Source organism: Vibrio sp. SG41-7 (genome assembly GCF_014164465.1).
Lineage (GTDB): Bacteria > Pseudomonadota > Gammaproteobacteria > Enterobacterales > Vibrionaceae > Vibrio > Vibrio splendidus.
Genome location: NZ_JACJFF010000127.1, coordinates 1 through 14,341 on the forward strand (window position 1 = coordinate 1; position 14,341 = coordinate 14,341).

Below are 14,341 nucleotides of genomic sequence, written 5' to 3' on the forward strand. Positions count from 1 at the left end.
GCAGAGCAGGCAAGTAAAAATGCCAAACATCGTGGTGCAATTTTTCGATTCGATAGAAACAAAAAAAGCCGAGCTAATGCTCGGCTTTTTGTATTAAGAATCTAGTATAGATTACTCAGCAGCTTCTTCAGCAGCCGGGCGGTCTACAAGCTCAATGTAAGCCATTGGAGCTTTATCACCAGTACGGAAACCACATTTAAGAATGCGAGTGTAACCACCTTGGCGAGCCGCGAAACGCGGGCCTAGTTCATTAAATAGTTTTGCCACAACTTCGTTATCACGAGTGCGAGCAAATGCAAGACGACGGTTAGCAACACTGTCTGTCTTAGCTAGGGTAATCAATGGCTCAATTACGCGACGTAGTTCTTTTGCTTTAGGCACGGTAGTTTTAATAACTTCGTGACGAACAAGAGAGCTAGCCATGTTGCTGAACATCGCTTTGCGATGACTGCTGTTGCGGTTGAGTTGACGACCACTTTTACGATGGCGCATGACCTAATCCTTCTAACTTTTCGATTAATCTTCAGCGATTGACGCTGGTGGCCAGTTTTCTAGGCGCATGCCTAGAGAAAGACCACGTGAAGCAAGCACATCTTTAATCTCTGTAAGAGATTTCTTACCAAGGTTTGGCGTTTTAAGTAGCTCAACCTCAGTGCGCTGTACAAGATCACCGATGTAGTGAATCGCTTCTGCTTTCAAACAGTTAGCAGAGCGAACTGTTAGTTCAAGATCGTCTACAGGACGTAGTAGGATAGGATCGAATTCTGGCTTCTCTTCCTTCTCCTCAGGTACACGTACATCACGAAGATCTACGAACGCATCCAGTTGTTCAGCTAAAATAGTAGCTGCACGACGGATTGCTTCCTCAGGTTCTAGAGTACCGTTCGTTTCCATATCGATAACAAGCTTGTCTAAATCAGTACGTTGTTCTACACGTGCCGCTTCTACAGCATAGGCGATTTTATCAACCGGGCTGTAAGTAGCGTCAACTAATAGACGACCGATAGGACGCTCATCTTCTTCAGTATGGATACGAGCTGAAGCTGGAACGTAACCACGACCACGTTCTACTTTGATACGCATAGCGATCTCAGCATTGTCATCCGTTAGGTGACAAATTACGTGCTCAGGGTTAGCGATCTCTACATCACCATCGTGGGTGATGTCACCTGCAACAACAGGGCCTGAGCCTGATTTGTTCAGTGTAATAAACACTTCATCTTTGCCTTCAGCAACGCGTACAGCTAAACCTTTAAGGTTTAGAAGGATTTCCAGGATATCTTCCTGAACGCCTTCTTTAGTGCTGTATTCGTGTAGCACACCTTCAATTTCAACTTCTGTTACGGCACAACCCGGCATAGAAGATAGAAGAATGCGGCGAAGAGCATTACCTAGAGTGTGGCCGAAACCGCGCTCTAATGGCTCAAGAGTTACTTTCGCGTGTGTCGTATTGATCTGTTCAATGTCAACAAGACGCGGCTTAAGAAATTCTGTTACAGAACCCTGCATTGTGTCCTCTCTTTTTTTAACCTTACTTAGAGTAAAGTTCGACGATCAAGTGTTCATTGATGTCAGCTGATAGGTCAGAACGCTCAGGCATACGCTTGAATGTACCTTCCATTTTGCTAGCATCTACTTCAATCCAAGTTGGCTTTTCACGTTGTTCAGCAACTTCTAGAGCCGCTTTAATACGAGATTGCTGTTTAGCTTTCTCGCGGATAGAAACAACGTCGTTAGCCGCTACTTTGAAAGAAGGAACGTTTACAACTTTACCGTTAACTAGAACAGACTTGTGGCTAACTAGTTGACGAGATTCAGCACGAGTAGCGCCAAAGCCCATACGGTAAACTACGTTATCAAGACGACCTTCAAGAAGCTGAAGCAGGTTTGCACCTGTGTTGCCTTTAAGACGTGCAGCTTCTTTGTAGTAGTTGCGGAATTGTTTTTCTAGAACGCCGTAGATACGACGAACTTTTTGCTTCTCACGAAGCTGAACGCCATACTCAGATAGACGACCGCGACGAGCGCCGTGTACACCTGGTGCGTTATCAATTTTACACTTGGTATCGATCGCACGGACACCAGACTTAAGGAATAAGTCAGTACCTTCGCGACGGCTAAGCTTCAGCTTAGGACCCAAATATCTTGCCATGATCTTTCTCCAATATTCCTAGAAACGAAACTTAAACGCGACGTTTCTTAGGTGGACGACAACCGTTATGAGGGATTGGTGTCGCATCAACAATGTTAGTGATACGGAAACCAGCAGCGTTCAGTGCACGAACAGTAGATTCGCGACCTGGACCTGGACCCTTAACCATAACTTCCAAGTTCTTTAGGCCATATTCTTTAGCCATTTCACCACAACGCTCAGCTGCAACTTGTGCTGCGAACGGAGTAGATTTACGAGAACCACGGAAACCTGAACCACCTGCTGTAGCCCATGCAAGAGCGTTGCCTTGGCGGTCAGTGATAGTTACGATTGTGTTGTTGAAAGAAGCATGAATGTGCGCTACGCCATCAGCTACTTGCTTGCGTACGCGCTTACGCGCGCGAGTTGGTTGTTTTGCCATTGTACTCTACCTTATCCGACTATTTCTTGATCGGCTTGCGCGGACCCTTACGGGTGCGAGCGTTGGTTTTAGTACGCTGTCCACGTAGTGGTAGACTGCGACGATGACGAAGACCGCGGTAACAGCCAAGGTCCATAAGACGCTTGATGTTCATCGATACTTCACGACGTAGATCACCTTCTACAGTGTATTTAGCTACACCATCACGCAGTTGATCGATCTGCTCTTCAGTTAGTTCACTGATCTTAGCATCTTCAGCAATACCCACTTCAGCTAGAATAGCTTGAGAGCGAGTTTTACCAATACCGTAGATTGCAGTAAGTGCAATTACAGAATGCTTATGATCAGGAATGTTAATGCCGGCTATACGGGCCATTATTCACTCCTAAGGGGGTTCATAAAAGAATTATCCGCAGCAAAGCCCGTTATGGATACGCTGCGGCATACTACTTCTTTTGCACGCAAAAGGTAGGCCGAGGAATATACTCGACTCTACCTAGTATTTCAAGTAAAAATTTCTGCTGATTAGCCTTGGCGTTGCTTATGCTTTGGCTCACTGCAAATCACGCGAACGACACCGTTACGCTTGATAACTTTACAGTTACGGCAGATTTTTTTAACGGAAGCACGAACTTTCATTGCTAAACTCCGTAAATGGAATCGAAATAATTACTACCGAATTAACGGCCGTAACCTTTCAGATTCGCTTTCTTTAACACAGAATCATACTGTTGTGACATCAGATGAGTCTGTACCTGTGCCATGAAATCCATGATAACAACCACTACGATTAGTAGGGAAGTGCCGCCAAAGTAGAAACGAACGTTCCACGCGACCATCATGAACTCAGGAATCAGACATATAAAAGTAATGTATAGAGCGCCCGCAAGGGTCAGTCTAGTCATCACTTTATCGATATATTTCGCTGTCTGCTCACCTGGGCGGATACCGGGTACGAATGCACCAGACTTCTTCAAGTTATCAGCTGTTTCACGTGGGTTAAACACCAACGCTGTATAGAAGAAACAGAAGAAGATTATAGCTGCTGCATAAAGCATTACATACAACGGTTGACCTGGGCTAAGAGCTAATGACACGTCAGTTAACCAACCGAACGCGCTGCTTTCACCATTTTGACCAAACCACTGCGCTAATGTTCCTGGGAACAAAATAATACTTGATGCAAAAATCGCTGGTATAACACCTGCCATATTAATCTTAAGTGGCAAATGAGAACTTTGTGCTGCAAACACTTTACGACCTTGTTGACGCTTCGCATAGTTAACGACGATACGACGTTGACCACGCTCCATGAAAACCACGAAGTAAATTACAGCAAAAGACAATACCGCGATAAACAACAGAAGAAGCACATGCAATTCACCTTGACGCGCTTGCTCGATTGTTTGACCGATTGCAGAAGGCAATCCAGCAACAATACCTGCAAAAATCAGAATGGAAATACCATTACCGATTCCTCGCTCAGTGATTTGTTCACCTAACCACATCAAAAACATGGTACCAGTTACTAAACTCACGGTAGCAATAAGCGTAAACATGGTTTGGTTGATAACAACCAGATTGTCGACCATGTTTGGTAAGCCTGTTGCGATACCAATAGCTTGGAATGTTGCAAGTACAAGCGTGCCGTAGCGTGTATATTGGCTTATCTTACGACGGCCTGCTTCACCCTCTTTCTTGAGTTCCGCTAACGCTGGATGAACTACAGTTAGCAATTGGACTACGATCGATGCCGAAATGTACGGCATGATACCCAATGCTAATATAGATGCACGCTCAAGAGCACCACCGGAGAACATGTTAAACATTTCTACGATGGTACCTTTTTGCTGATCGAACAAATCGGCAAGTACAGCTGCGTCAATACCAGGGATCGGCACAAAAGAGCCGGCTCGGAATACTAAAAGTGCACCAATTACGAATAATAAGCGCGACTTTAGTTCACTTAAGCCGCTTTGAGCACTACGAAAATCTTTTCCTGGTTTCTTAGCCATCTGTACCTCGTTCCTCGAGATTATTCCTCGATTTTACCGCCTGCAGCTTCGATTGCAGCTTTAGCGCCTTTAGTCACGCGTAGACCTTTAACAGTCACAGCTTTACTTAGGTCACCAGAAAGAACGATCTTAACAAACTCGATGTTCTTAGTGATAACGTTAGCAGCTTTAAGGCTGTTAAGATCAACTACGTCACCTGTTACTTTCGCTAGCTCAGCTAGACGAACTTCAGCAGACACTAGGCTCTTACGAGAAGTGAAACCGAATTTAGGTAGACGTTGTTTTAGAGGCATTTGACCGCCTTCAAAACCTGGACGAACAGAGCCGCCAGAACGTGACTTTTGACCTTTGTGACCGCGGCCACCTGTTTTACCAAGGCCAGAACCGATACCACGACCTACACGCTTCTTAGAAGGTTTAGAGCCAGCAGCCGGTGATAGAGTATTCAAACGCATTCTGATTACTCCTCAATCTTAACCATGTAGTAAACCTTGTTGATCATACCGCGTACGCACGGTGTATCTTCAAGTTCTACTGTATGGTTGATGCGACGAAGACCTAGACCTTTAAGACACGCTTTGTGCTTAGGTAGGCGACCAATTGAGCTTTTAGTTTGAGTTACTTTAATAGTTGCCATCGTGTTCTTACTCCGAAATAGATTCAACAGTTAGACCACGTTTAGCAGCAACCATTTCTGGTGACTTAACGTCTACTAGAGCACCAATCGTTGCGCGAACAACGTTGATTGGGTTCGTTGAACCGTATGCTTTAGAAAGTACGTTATGTACGCCTGCAACTTCAAGTACGGCACGCATTGCACCACCGGCAATAACACCTGTACCTTCAGCAGCTGGCTGCATGTAAACTTTAGAGCCCGAATGACGACCTTTCACCGGGTGGTGAAGAGTGCCTTCGTTAAGCGCAACAGTAACCATGTTACGACGCGCTTTTTCCATTGCTTTTTGAATCGCAGCAGGTACTTCACGAGCTTTGCCGTAACCGAAACCTACACGACCATTACCGTCACCAACTACTGTTAGTGCAGTGAAGCTCATGATTCGACCACCTTTAACCGTCTTAGATACACGGTTAACAGCGATCAGCTTTTCTTGCAAATCATTAGCTTGTTGTTGTTCTTTAGCCATCTTCCAACCCTACCTTAGAATTTCAGACCAGCTTCGCGAGCAGAATCTGCTAGCGCCGCTACTCGACCGTGGTATTGGAAACCAGAACGATCAAATGCAACTGTAGCTACGCCTTTTTCAAGAGCGCGCTCAGCAACAGCTTTACCAACTGCTTTAGCTGCATCAACGTTACTAGTGTTCTTAACTTGCTCACGGATCGCTTTTTCTACAGTAGAAGCAGCTGCGATAACCTCAGAGCCGTTTGCCGAGATAACTTGAGCGTAAACATGGCGAGGAGTACGGTGTACTACCAAGCGAGTTGCGCCAAGTTCTGCAATCTTACGACGTGCACGTGTAGCACGACGGATGCGAGATGCTTTCTTATCCATAGTGATACCTTACTTCTTCTTAGCTTCTTTAGTACGCACATTTTCATCTGCGTAACGAACACCTTTACCTTTATAAGGTTCAGGAGCACGGTAAGAACGAATGTCAGCCGCAACTTGACCTACTACTTGCTTATCGCAACCAGTAATAATGATCTCAGTTTGGCTAGGGCACTCAGCTTTAATACCTTCAGGTAGAGCGTGCTCTACTGGGTGAGAAAAGCCTAGTGTTAGACCTACAGAGTTGCCTTTGATAGCAGCACGGTAACCAACACCTTTAAGAGTTAACTTCTTAACGAAGCCCTGAGTAACACCCACAACCATGTTATTAACTAGAGCGCGAGCTGTACCAGCCTGTGCCCATGCGTTAGTAACACCTTCTTTCGGACCGAAAGTTAGGTTGTTTTCTTCCTGTGCAATAACTACGGCGCTGTTAAGAACGCGAGTAAGCTCACCTTTGCTACCTTTTACAGTAACTTCTTGGCCGTTTAGTTTCACCTCTACGCCAGCTGGAATAGCGACAGGTGCTTTAGCAACACGAGACATAATCTACTCCTTAAGCTACGTAACAGATGATTTCACCGCCAAGACCTGCTTTGCGAGCAGCACGGTCAGACATCAGACCCTTGGAAGTAGAAACAACTGCAATACCAAGACCACCCATCACTGTAGGTAAAGAGTCTTTATTTTTATAAACTCTTAGACCAGGACGTGATACACGCTTGATTTGCTCGATTACAGGTTTAGCTTGGAAGTACTTAAGAGTAACTTCTAGCTCAGGTTTTACTTCGCTGTCAACAGCGAAGTCTACGATGTAACCTTCAGCTTTAAGTAATGCAGCAATTGCAACTTTAAGCTTTGAAGAAGGCATTTTTACAGCAACTTTATTTGCTGCCTGACCGTTACGAACTCGGGTCAGCATATCCGAAATCGGATCTTGCATGCTCATAAGATTTACTCCAAATGATTAAGTGGCAATTACCAGCTAGCCTTACGAAGACCCGGAATCTCGCCTTTCATGCAAGCTTCACGAACCTTAATGCGGCTTAGACCGAATTTACGTAGGTAACCGTGTGGACGACCAGTTTGGTTGCAACGGTTGCGCTGACGTGATGCACTTGAATCACGTGGAAGAGATTGCAGTTTAAGAACCGCATTCCAACGATCTTCTTCAGATGCGTTTACATCGCTAATGATAACTTTTAGCGCAGAACGCTTTTCAGCGAACTTAACTACTAGTTTTGCACGTTTAGCTTCACGTGCTTTCATTGATTGTTTAGCCATAACAGTAACCCTACCCTTACTTACGGAATGGGAAGTTAAAGGCAGCCAGCAGAGCTCGGCCTTCCTCATCGGATCCCGCAGATGTCGTGATAGTAATATCAAGACCGCGGACACGATCGACTTTATCGTAGTCGATTTCCGGAAAGATGATTTGCTCGCGAACGCCCATGCTGTAGTTACCGCGTCCGTCAAAAGACTTAGCGCTAACACCACGGAAATCACGTACACGTGGAAGTGCGATAGAGATTAAACGCTCTAAAAATTCCCACATGCGCTCACCACGCAAGGTTACTTTACAACCAATTGGGTAGCCTTCACGAATTTTGAAACCAGCTACAGATTTACGCGCTTTCGTGATAAGTGGCTTTTGACCAGAGATCGTTGCCATATCAGATGCTGCGTTTTCTAGCAGTTTCTTATCGTTGATTGCTTCACCAACGCCCATGTTTAGGGTGATTTTCTCAATCCTAGGGACTTGCATGACGCTTGTGTAGCTGAACTCTTTGGTAAGCTCAGCGACTACAGACGACTTGTAGTAATCATGCAGTTTCGCCATAGTAGAACTCCAAATTACTTCTAATTAGTTAGAAACAGTTTCGCCGTTAGATTTGAAGAAACGAACTTTCTTGCCATCTTCGATACGGAAACCGATACGGTCTGCTTTACCAGTAGCCGCGTTAAAGACTGCAACGTTAGAAGCATCAATAGCTGCTTCTTGTTCAACGATGCCACCTTGTTGACCTAGAGCCGGAACCGGCTTTTGGTGTTTTTTAACAAGATTGATGCCTTCAACAACAACTTTACCAGTTGTCAGAACCTTAGTTACTTTACCTTTCTTGCCTTTATCTTTACCAGCAAGAATGATTACTTCGTCGTTACGACGGATTTTAGCTGCCATGTTGCCGCTCCTTACAGAACTTCAGGTGCAAGTGATACAATCTTCATGAATTTCGCGTTACGAAGTTCACGAGTCACAGGACCAAAGATACGTGTGCCGACTGGTTGCTCAGTAGTGTCATTTAACAATACACAAGCATTACTGTCGAAGCGAATGACAGAACCGTCTGGGCGACGAACGCCTTTACGGGTGCGCACTACTACCGCCTTCAGAACATCACCTTTCTTTACTTTACCGCGAGGAATCGCTTCCTTCACTGTAACCTTGATGACGTCACCGATATGTGCATAACGGCGGTGAGAGCCACCCAGAACCTTAATACACATTACCTTGCGCGCGCCAGAGTTATCTGCTGCGTCAAGTGTACTTTGCATCTGGATCATTGTTAGTGCTCCGCTAAATATTAAAACTAGACCCTCTCGGGTCGGGCTGCCTCTTTAAAAGGGACGCGAATTGTACCACCCTTTTTTTAAATTGGGTAGACAAAAAACAAGCGGCTCCAAAAAATAATTTGGAGCCGCTTATAAGTTATAGAATTACAAAGATTAAATCTTCGCTTTTTCTAGAACTTTAACCAATGTCCAAGACTTAGTCTTAGACAGAGGACGACACTCAGCGATTTCAACTTTGTCGCCTAGGCCACAAGTGTTGTCTTCGTCGTGTGCGTGTACTTTAGTCGTGCGTTTGATGAACTTACCGTAAATTGGGTGTTTTACAGTACGCTCAATAGCAACAACGATAGACTTGTCCATCTTGTCACTTACTACACGGCCTTGCTGGATGCGGTTAGTTTCGCTCATTATGCGCCTGCCTTTTCAGTCAAAACAGTTTTCACACGTGCGATGTCACGGCGTACAGCTTTTAGAGTATGAGTTTGCTGAAGTTGACCAGTTGCAGCTTGCATGCGCAAGTTGAACTGTTCACGTAGCAAATTCAATAGCTCAGCGTTAAGCTCTTCAACGTTCTTTTCGCGTAGATCTTGTGCTTTCATCACATCACCTGCTTAGTTACAAAAGTAGTTTTAACAGGCAGTTTACGCGCCGCTAGGCGGAACGCTTCACGTGCCAACTCTTCAGGTACGCCATTCATCTCGTACATAACTTTGCCTGGTTGGATTTGAGCAACCCAGTACGCAACTGAACCTTTACCTTTACCTTGACGAACTTCAAGAGGCTTTTCAGTAATTGGTTTGTCTGGGAAAACACGGATCCAGATTTGACCTTGACGCTTAATGTGACGTGTCATAGCACGACGTGCCGCTTCGATTTGACGTGCAGTCAGACGACCACGGCCAACAGCTTTAAGACCGAATTCGCCGAAGCTTACTTCAGTACCTTTAGCTAGACCACGGTTACGACCAGTCATAACCTTGCGGAACTTAGTACGTTTTGGTTGTAGCATCGTTCGACTCCTTACTTACGGCCTTTACGCTGCTTCTTAGGCTTATCGCCTTTTGGCTCTACTGCGTTAGCAGCTGGCATACCGCCTAGAATCTCACCTTTGAAGATCCAAACTTTAATGCCGATCACACCGTATTGAGTGTGAGCCGAAGAAGTTGCGTAATCAATGTCTGCACGTAGAGTGTGTAGAGGCACACGGCCTTCACGGTACCACTCTGAACGTGCGATTTCAGCACCGCCAAGACGGCCGCCTACTTGTACTTTGATGCCTTTAGCGCCTAGACGCATAGCATTTTGTACCGCACGCTTCATTGCACGACGGAACATAACACGACGCTCTAGTTGAGACGCGATGCTATCAGCTACAAGCTGACCATCTAGCTCAGGCTTACGTACTTCAGCGATGTTAATTTGCGCTGGTACACCTGCGATTTTAGCTACAGCTGCGCGTAGCTTCTCTACGTCTTCACCTTTCTTACCGATAACAACGCCAGGACGAGCTGTGTGAATAGTCACACGGATGCTCTTCGCTGGACGCTCGATAACGATACGAGATAATGATGCTTTTTGTAGTTCCTTGGTAAGGAACTGACGTACCTTGAAGTCGCCGTCTAGGTTGTCAGCGAATTCGTTGGTATTAGCAAACCATGTAGCATTCCAAGGCTTGACGATGCCAAGACGAATACCATTAGGATGTACTTTCTGACCCATTGCTTACTCTCCTAGTCTTTAGCGATCTGCTACAACAATAGTGATGTGGCTTGAACGCTTCAAGATACGATCCGCACGGCCTTTAGCACGAGGCATAATACGCTTCATGATAGGGCCCTCATCTACGAAGATTTTAGCGACATTTAGATCGTCGATATCTGCACCTTCGTTATGTTCCGCGTTAGCGATAGCTGACTCAAGAACTTTCTTAACTAAAACAGCAGCTTTTTTGTTGCTGAAAGTTAGAATTTCTAGAGCCTGGTCTACCGACTTACCGCGAATTTGGTCTGCAACTAAGCGAGCTTTCTGTGGAGAAATACGAGCAAAGTTATGTTTAGCTAAAGCTTCCATCATCTACTCCTTATTTCTTCTTAGCTTTCTTATCTGCAGCATGACCGCGATAAGTACGAGTTGGTGCAAATTCGCCTAGTTTGTGACCGATCATTTCTTCGGTAACGAAAACAGGGACGTGCTGACGACCATTATGGACAGCGATGGTCAAACCAATCATTGTTGGGATGATCATTGAGCGACGGGACCAAGTCTTAATAGGCTTTTTGTCTCCGCTTTCCACCGCTTTCTCTACCTTCTTCAGCAAGTGTAGGTCAATAAAAGGACCTTTCTTGAGAGAACGTGGCATGGCGATTCCTCTTTATAAATTATTTAGTGCGACGACGTACGATGTACTTGTCAGTGCGCTTATTCTTACGAGTCTTGAAGCCCTTAGTAGGAACGCCCCAAGGAGATACTGGGTGACGACCACCAGATGTGCGGCCTTCACCACCACCATGTGGGTGATCCACCGGGTTCATTACTACACCACGTACGGTTGGACGTACGCCGCGCCAGCGTGAAGCACCAGCTTTACCAAGTTCACGTAGCATATGCTCAGAGTTACCAACTTCACCGATCGTTGCACGACCTTCAGAAAGTACTTTGCGCATTTCACCAGAACGTAGACGGATCGTTACGTATGCACCATCGCGAGCGATGATTTGAGCATAAGCACCAGCCGAACGAGCTAGTTGTGCACCTTTACCAGGCTTAAGTTCAACACAGTGTACAGTAGAACCTACTGGGATGTTGCGCATCGGCAGAGTGTTACCTGCTTTGATTGCAGCATCTACGCCAGATTGAATCTGGTCGCCTGCGTTAACACCTTTAGGTGCAATGATGTAACGACGCTCACCGTCTGCGTACAGAACTAGAGCGATGTTAGCACTACGGTTTGGATCGTATTCTAGACGCTCAACTTTCGCTGGGATGCCATCTTTAGTACGTTTGAAGTCAATCAGACGGTAATGGTGTTTATGACCACCACCGATGTGACGTACTGTAATACGACCGTTGTTGTTACGACCACCGTTCTTAGAGTTTTTCTCTAAAAGTGGTGCGTATGGCTTACCCTTGTGCAGGTCAGCGTTAACAACTTTAACGACGTGACGACGACCAGGGGAAGTCGGCTTACATTTAACAATAGCCATTTTTACTACTCCTGTTATTCCGCGCCGCCAACGAAGTCAAGATCTTGACCTTCTTTCAAAGTAACGTAGGCTTTCTTAACGTCTGAACGACGGCCTTCACGCATACCTTGACGTTTGGTCTTACCCTTTAATACAAGAGTATTTACAGACTTAACTTCAACTTCAAATAGCTTTTCTACAGCTGCTTTGATCTCTTTCTTAGTTGCATCTTTAGCTACTTTGAAAACGATAGTGTTCGCTTTCTCAGCTGCCATAGTTGCTTTTTCAGAGATGTGCGGAGCACGTAGAACTTTTAAGATACGCTCTTCAGTGATCATGCTAGCATCTCCTCAACTTGCTTAACTGCGTCAGCAGTCATCAGAACCTTGTCGAAAGCGATTAGTGATACTGGATCAACACCAGCAACATCACGTGCATCTACTTTGTATAGGTTACGAGCAGCTAAGAATAGATTTTCATCTACTTCGCCAGTCACAATCAGAACGTCGTTTAGCTCAAGCTCTTTAAGCTTAGCTACAAGTTCTTTTGTTTTTGGTGCTTCTACAGAGAAGTTATCAACAACGATTAGACGCTCTTGACGAATCAACTCAGACAGAATGCTCTTCATAGCACCGCGGTACATTTTTTTGTTTACTTTTTGGCTGTGATCTTGTGGTTTCGCAGCAAAAGTAACACCACCTGTACGCCAGATTGGGCTACGAATTGTACCAGCACGTGCACGGCCAGTACCTTTTTGGCGCCATGGCTTAGCACCGCCGCCTGATACTTCAGAACGAGTCTTTTGAGCACGAGTACCTTGACGAGCACCTGCTGCATATGCAACAACTACTTGGTGTACTAGAGCTTCGTTAAAGTCACGTCCGAAAGTAGTCTCGGAAACAGTTAGTGCATCAGCACCTTTAACCATCAATTCCATTACTTACTCCTAGACGTTATGCTTTAACAGCAGGTTTTACGATCACGTTACCGCCTGTTGAGCCTGGTACTGCACCTTTAATAAGGAGTAGATTGCGCTCAGCGTCAACACGTACGATCTCTAGGTTTTGAGTCGTTACACGCTCAGCTCCCATGTGACCTGCCATTTTCTTGCCTTTAAACACGCGGCCTGGAGTTTGACATTGGCCAATTGAACCCGGTGCGCGGTGAGACAAAGAGTTACCGTGAGTCATATCTTGAGTAGAGAAATTCCAACGCTTGATAGCGCCTTGGAAGCCTTTACCTTTAGATGTACCAGTAACGTCTACTTTTTTAATTTCGTTGAAAAGTTCTACGTTTAGCTCAGCGCCAACTTCAAACTCTTCGCCGTTTTCTAAACGGAATTCCCAAAGACCGCGACCTGCTTCTACACCCGCTTTCGCGAAGTGACCAGCTTCAGGTTTAGTTACACGGTTAGCTTTCTTAGCACCAGTAGTTACTTGGATTGCTGCGTAGCCGTCTGTCTCAAGAGTTTTAACTTGAGAAATACGGTTCGCTTCAACCTCAACAACAGTTACTGGGATAGAAACGCCTTCTTCAGTAAATACGCGGGTCATACCCACTTTACGTCCGACTAGACCAATCATTATTCTTATCTCCCTTAACCTAGGCTGATTTGAACATCAACGCCAGCTGCAAGATCAAGACGCATTAGAGCATCAACAGTTTTATCTGTTGGCTCAACGATGTCGATCAAACGCTTGTGAGTACGAATTTCGTACTGGTCACGTGCATCTTTGTTGACGTGTGGAGAGGTAAGAACAGTGAAACGCTCTTTACGAGTAGGAAGTGGAATAGGACCACGAACCTGTGCGCCAGTACGTTTTGCTGTTTCAACGATTTCCGCAGTTGAAGCATCGATTAGCTTGTAATCAAACGCTTTAAGGCGGATACGAATACGTTGGTTCTGCATGAGACAGAGCTCCAATTATTAAAAATTACACAAACAATATCGCCACTCAAGCTCGAAAGAACGAGAGAATGCCGATTGATTTATGTGAAACCGTAGCATCCAAAATCAGGACGCATTGTCAGTTAACTTTTGAAGTAAACACGAAGTTTACTATTTTTATTAACCGCGAACATAAGCTGAGTATACATTACTAGGTAAGACCTACTCCTCAGTGCTCATTGGTTCACAAACCGGCGTTAGCCAGTGCGATGCATTATACAGATCACGTTTTAGTATGCAAGTAGTGTTGGGAAAATAATCGGAATATATTGAAAAAGGAACTTGGGGAGATATGGATTATTGCGCGGGAAAGGAATGTTTCTCTATAAATAATAAAAGGGAAGCCGAAGCTTCCCTTTTCAGATGCGTGCTCTTCTAATGAAGAGTGTGCAAAAATCTAAATGCTATTAAGCGAAGATTTTAGCTACAACACCAGCACCAACTGTACGGCCACCTTCGCGGATTGCGAAACGTAGACCTTCGTCCATTGCGATTGGAGCGATTAGCTCAACAGTCATTTGAACGTTGTCACCTGGCAT

General features: G+C 45.2%; 28 protein-coding genes and 1 pseudogene. All 29 read right to left on the bottom strand.

The window, feature by feature from the left end; translation table 11 throughout:
• Positions 1 to 111: 111 nt before the first annotated feature.
• Complete coding sequence (gene rplQ / locus H5300_RS22070) at positions 112 to 492, bottom strand: 50S ribosomal protein L17 (RefSeq protein WP_004729812.1); 381 nt, start codon at positions 490 to 492, stop codon at positions 112 to 114.
• Positions 493 to 516: 24 nt separating this feature from the next.
• A complete protein-coding gene (locus tag H5300_RS22075) occupies positions 517 to 1,509 on the bottom strand; it encodes a DNA-directed RNA polymerase subunit alpha (RefSeq protein ID WP_004729813.1) in 993 nt (330 codons plus the stop codon).
• A gap of 22 nt (positions 1,510 to 1,531) precedes the next feature.
• On the bottom strand, positions 1,532 to 2,152 hold the full coding sequence (gene rpsD, locus H5300_RS22080) for a 30S ribosomal protein S4 (protein ID WP_004729814.1): 621 nt from the start codon (positions 2,150 to 2,152) through the stop codon (positions 1,532 to 1,534).
• A 31-nt stretch (positions 2,153 to 2,183) separates the two neighbouring features.
• Positions 2,184 to 2,573, bottom strand: a complete 390-nt coding sequence (gene rpsK, locus H5300_RS22085) for a 30S ribosomal protein S11 (RefSeq protein ID WP_004738778.1) — start codon at positions 2,571 to 2,573, stop codon at positions 2,184 to 2,186.
• A 19-nt stretch (positions 2,574 to 2,592) separates the two neighbouring features.
• Positions 2,593 to 2,949, bottom strand: a complete 357-nt coding sequence (rpsM, locus tag H5300_RS22090; RefSeq protein WP_004738779.1) for a 30S ribosomal protein S13 — start codon at positions 2,947 to 2,949, stop codon at positions 2,593 to 2,595.
• A 149-nt stretch (positions 2,950 to 3,098) separates the two neighbouring features.
• Positions 3,099 to 3,212 carry a 50S ribosomal protein L36 gene (gene rpmJ, locus H5300_RS22095; protein ID WP_000868186.1) on the bottom strand — a complete coding sequence of 38 codons (114 nt, stop codon included), beginning with the start codon at positions 3,210 to 3,212 and terminating at the stop codon, positions 3,099 to 3,101.
• A gap of 41 nt (positions 3,213 to 3,253) precedes the next feature.
• On the bottom strand, positions 3,254 to 4,588 hold the full coding sequence (gene secY / locus H5300_RS22100) for a preprotein translocase subunit SecY (protein WP_004736759.1): 1,335 nt from the start codon (positions 4,586 to 4,588) through the stop codon (positions 3,254 to 3,256).
• Positions 4,589 to 4,608: 20 nt separating this feature from the next.
• Complete coding sequence (gene rplO / locus H5300_RS22105; protein ID WP_004736758.1) at positions 4,609 to 5,043, bottom strand: 50S ribosomal protein L15; 435 nt, start codon at positions 5,041 to 5,043, stop codon at positions 4,609 to 4,611.
• A 5-nt stretch (positions 5,044 to 5,048) separates the two neighbouring features.
• Complete coding sequence (gene rpmD, locus H5300_RS22110; RefSeq protein ID WP_004736756.1) at positions 5,049 to 5,225, bottom strand: 50S ribosomal protein L30; 177 nt, start codon at positions 5,223 to 5,225, stop codon at positions 5,049 to 5,051.
• Positions 5,226 to 5,232: 7 nt separating this feature from the next.
• Entirely contained in the window at positions 5,233 to 5,733 is a 501-nt protein-coding gene (gene rpsE / locus H5300_RS22115) for a 30S ribosomal protein S5 (protein ID WP_004736754.1), read from the bottom strand.
• A 14-nt stretch (positions 5,734 to 5,747) separates the two neighbouring features.
• Positions 5,748 to 6,101, bottom strand: a complete 354-nt coding sequence (rplR, locus tag H5300_RS22120) for a 50S ribosomal protein L18 (protein WP_004736752.1) — start codon at positions 6,099 to 6,101, stop codon at positions 5,748 to 5,750.
• Between the two features lie 9 nt (positions 6,102 to 6,110).
• Positions 6,111 to 6,644, bottom strand: a complete 534-nt coding sequence (gene rplF / locus H5300_RS22125) for a 50S ribosomal protein L6 (protein ID WP_004736750.1) — start codon at positions 6,642 to 6,644, stop codon at positions 6,111 to 6,113.
• 10 nt (positions 6,645 to 6,654) lie between these two features.
• Positions 6,655 to 7,047, bottom strand: coding sequence for a 30S ribosomal protein S8 (gene rpsH / locus H5300_RS22130; protein WP_004736749.1), 393 nt, complete (start codon positions 7,045 to 7,047; stop codon positions 6,655 to 6,657).
• A 29-nt stretch (positions 7,048 to 7,076) separates the two neighbouring features.
• Positions 7,077 to 7,382: a 30S ribosomal protein S14 gene (rpsN, locus tag H5300_RS22135; protein WP_004736747.1), complete on the bottom strand. Its 306-nt coding sequence runs from the start codon at positions 7,380 to 7,382 to the stop codon at positions 7,077 to 7,079.
• Positions 7,383 to 7,398: 16 nt separating this feature from the next.
• Positions 7,399 to 7,938: a 50S ribosomal protein L5 gene (gene rplE, locus H5300_RS22140; protein ID WP_004736744.1), complete on the bottom strand. Its 540-nt coding sequence runs from the start codon at positions 7,936 to 7,938 to the stop codon at positions 7,399 to 7,401.
• Between the two features lie 24 nt (positions 7,939 to 7,962).
• On the bottom strand, positions 7,963 to 8,280 hold the full coding sequence (rplX, locus tag H5300_RS22145) for a 50S ribosomal protein L24 (RefSeq protein WP_004736742.1): 318 nt from the start codon (positions 8,278 to 8,280) through the stop codon (positions 7,963 to 7,965).
• An 11-nt stretch (positions 8,281 to 8,291) separates the two neighbouring features.
• Positions 8,292 to 8,663 (bottom strand): 50S ribosomal protein L14, encoded by a 372-nt coding sequence (rplN, locus tag H5300_RS22150; protein WP_004736740.1) that lies wholly within the window; start codon positions 8,661 to 8,663, stop codon positions 8,292 to 8,294.
• Positions 8,664 to 8,825: 162 nt separating this feature from the next.
• Positions 8,826 to 9,080: a 30S ribosomal protein S17 gene (rpsQ, locus tag H5300_RS22155; protein WP_004736739.1), complete on the bottom strand. Its 255-nt coding sequence runs from the start codon at positions 9,078 to 9,080 to the stop codon at positions 8,826 to 8,828.
• Positions 9,080 to 9,271, bottom strand: a complete 192-nt coding sequence (rpmC, locus tag H5300_RS22160; protein ID WP_004736737.1) for a 50S ribosomal protein L29 — start codon at positions 9,269 to 9,271, stop codon at positions 9,080 to 9,082. The genes rpsQ and rpmC overlap by 1 nt, the downstream gene beginning before the upstream one ends.
• Complete coding sequence (gene rplP / locus H5300_RS22165; protein ID WP_004736736.1) at positions 9,271 to 9,681, bottom strand: 50S ribosomal protein L16; 411 nt, start codon at positions 9,679 to 9,681, stop codon at positions 9,271 to 9,273. Before rplP ends, rpmC begins: the two co-directional genes overlap by 1 nt.
• A gap of 11 nt (positions 9,682 to 9,692) precedes the next feature.
• A complete protein-coding gene (gene rpsC, locus H5300_RS22170) occupies positions 9,693 to 10,391 on the bottom strand; it encodes a 30S ribosomal protein S3 (protein WP_004736734.1) in 699 nt (232 codons plus the stop codon).
• Between the two features lie 18 nt (positions 10,392 to 10,409).
• Positions 10,410 to 10,742 (bottom strand): 50S ribosomal protein L22, encoded by a 333-nt coding sequence (gene rplV, locus H5300_RS22175; RefSeq protein ID WP_004736732.1) that lies wholly within the window; start codon positions 10,740 to 10,742, stop codon positions 10,410 to 10,412.
• A 10-nt stretch (positions 10,743 to 10,752) separates the two neighbouring features.
• The gene (rpsS, locus tag H5300_RS22180) at positions 10,753 to 11,031 is read right to left on the bottom strand and encodes a 30S ribosomal protein S19 (RefSeq protein ID WP_004736729.1); all 279 of its coding nucleotides are present in this window, start codon (positions 11,029 to 11,031) and stop codon (positions 10,753 to 10,755) included.
• Between the two features lie 19 nt (positions 11,032 to 11,050).
• Positions 11,051 to 11,875, bottom strand: a complete 825-nt coding sequence (gene rplB / locus H5300_RS22185) for a 50S ribosomal protein L2 (protein WP_017076297.1) — start codon at positions 11,873 to 11,875, stop codon at positions 11,051 to 11,053.
• Between the two features lie 14 nt (positions 11,876 to 11,889).
• Positions 11,890 to 12,192: a 50S ribosomal protein L23 gene (gene rplW, locus H5300_RS22190; protein ID WP_004736765.1), complete on the bottom strand. Its 303-nt coding sequence runs from the start codon at positions 12,190 to 12,192 to the stop codon at positions 11,890 to 11,892.
• Complete coding sequence (gene rplD / locus H5300_RS22195; RefSeq protein WP_004736764.1) at positions 12,189 to 12,791, bottom strand: 50S ribosomal protein L4; 603 nt, start codon at positions 12,789 to 12,791, stop codon at positions 12,189 to 12,191. The genes rplW and rplD overlap by 4 nt, the downstream gene beginning before the upstream one ends.
• 16 nt (positions 12,792 to 12,807) lie before the next feature.
• Complete coding sequence (gene rplC, locus H5300_RS22200) at positions 12,808 to 13,437, bottom strand: 50S ribosomal protein L3 (protein ID WP_004736763.1); 630 nt, start codon at positions 13,435 to 13,437, stop codon at positions 12,808 to 12,810.
• Between the two features lie 14 nt (positions 13,438 to 13,451).
• The gene (rpsJ, locus tag H5300_RS22205; protein WP_004736761.1) at positions 13,452 to 13,763 is read right to left on the bottom strand and encodes a 30S ribosomal protein S10; all 312 of its coding nucleotides are present in this window, start codon (positions 13,761 to 13,763) and stop codon (positions 13,452 to 13,454) included.
• A gap of 446 nt (positions 13,764 to 14,209) precedes the next feature.
• Positions 14,210 to 14,341, bottom strand: a pseudogene (gene tuf, locus H5300_RS22210) (elongation factor Tu); the annotation flags it as partial.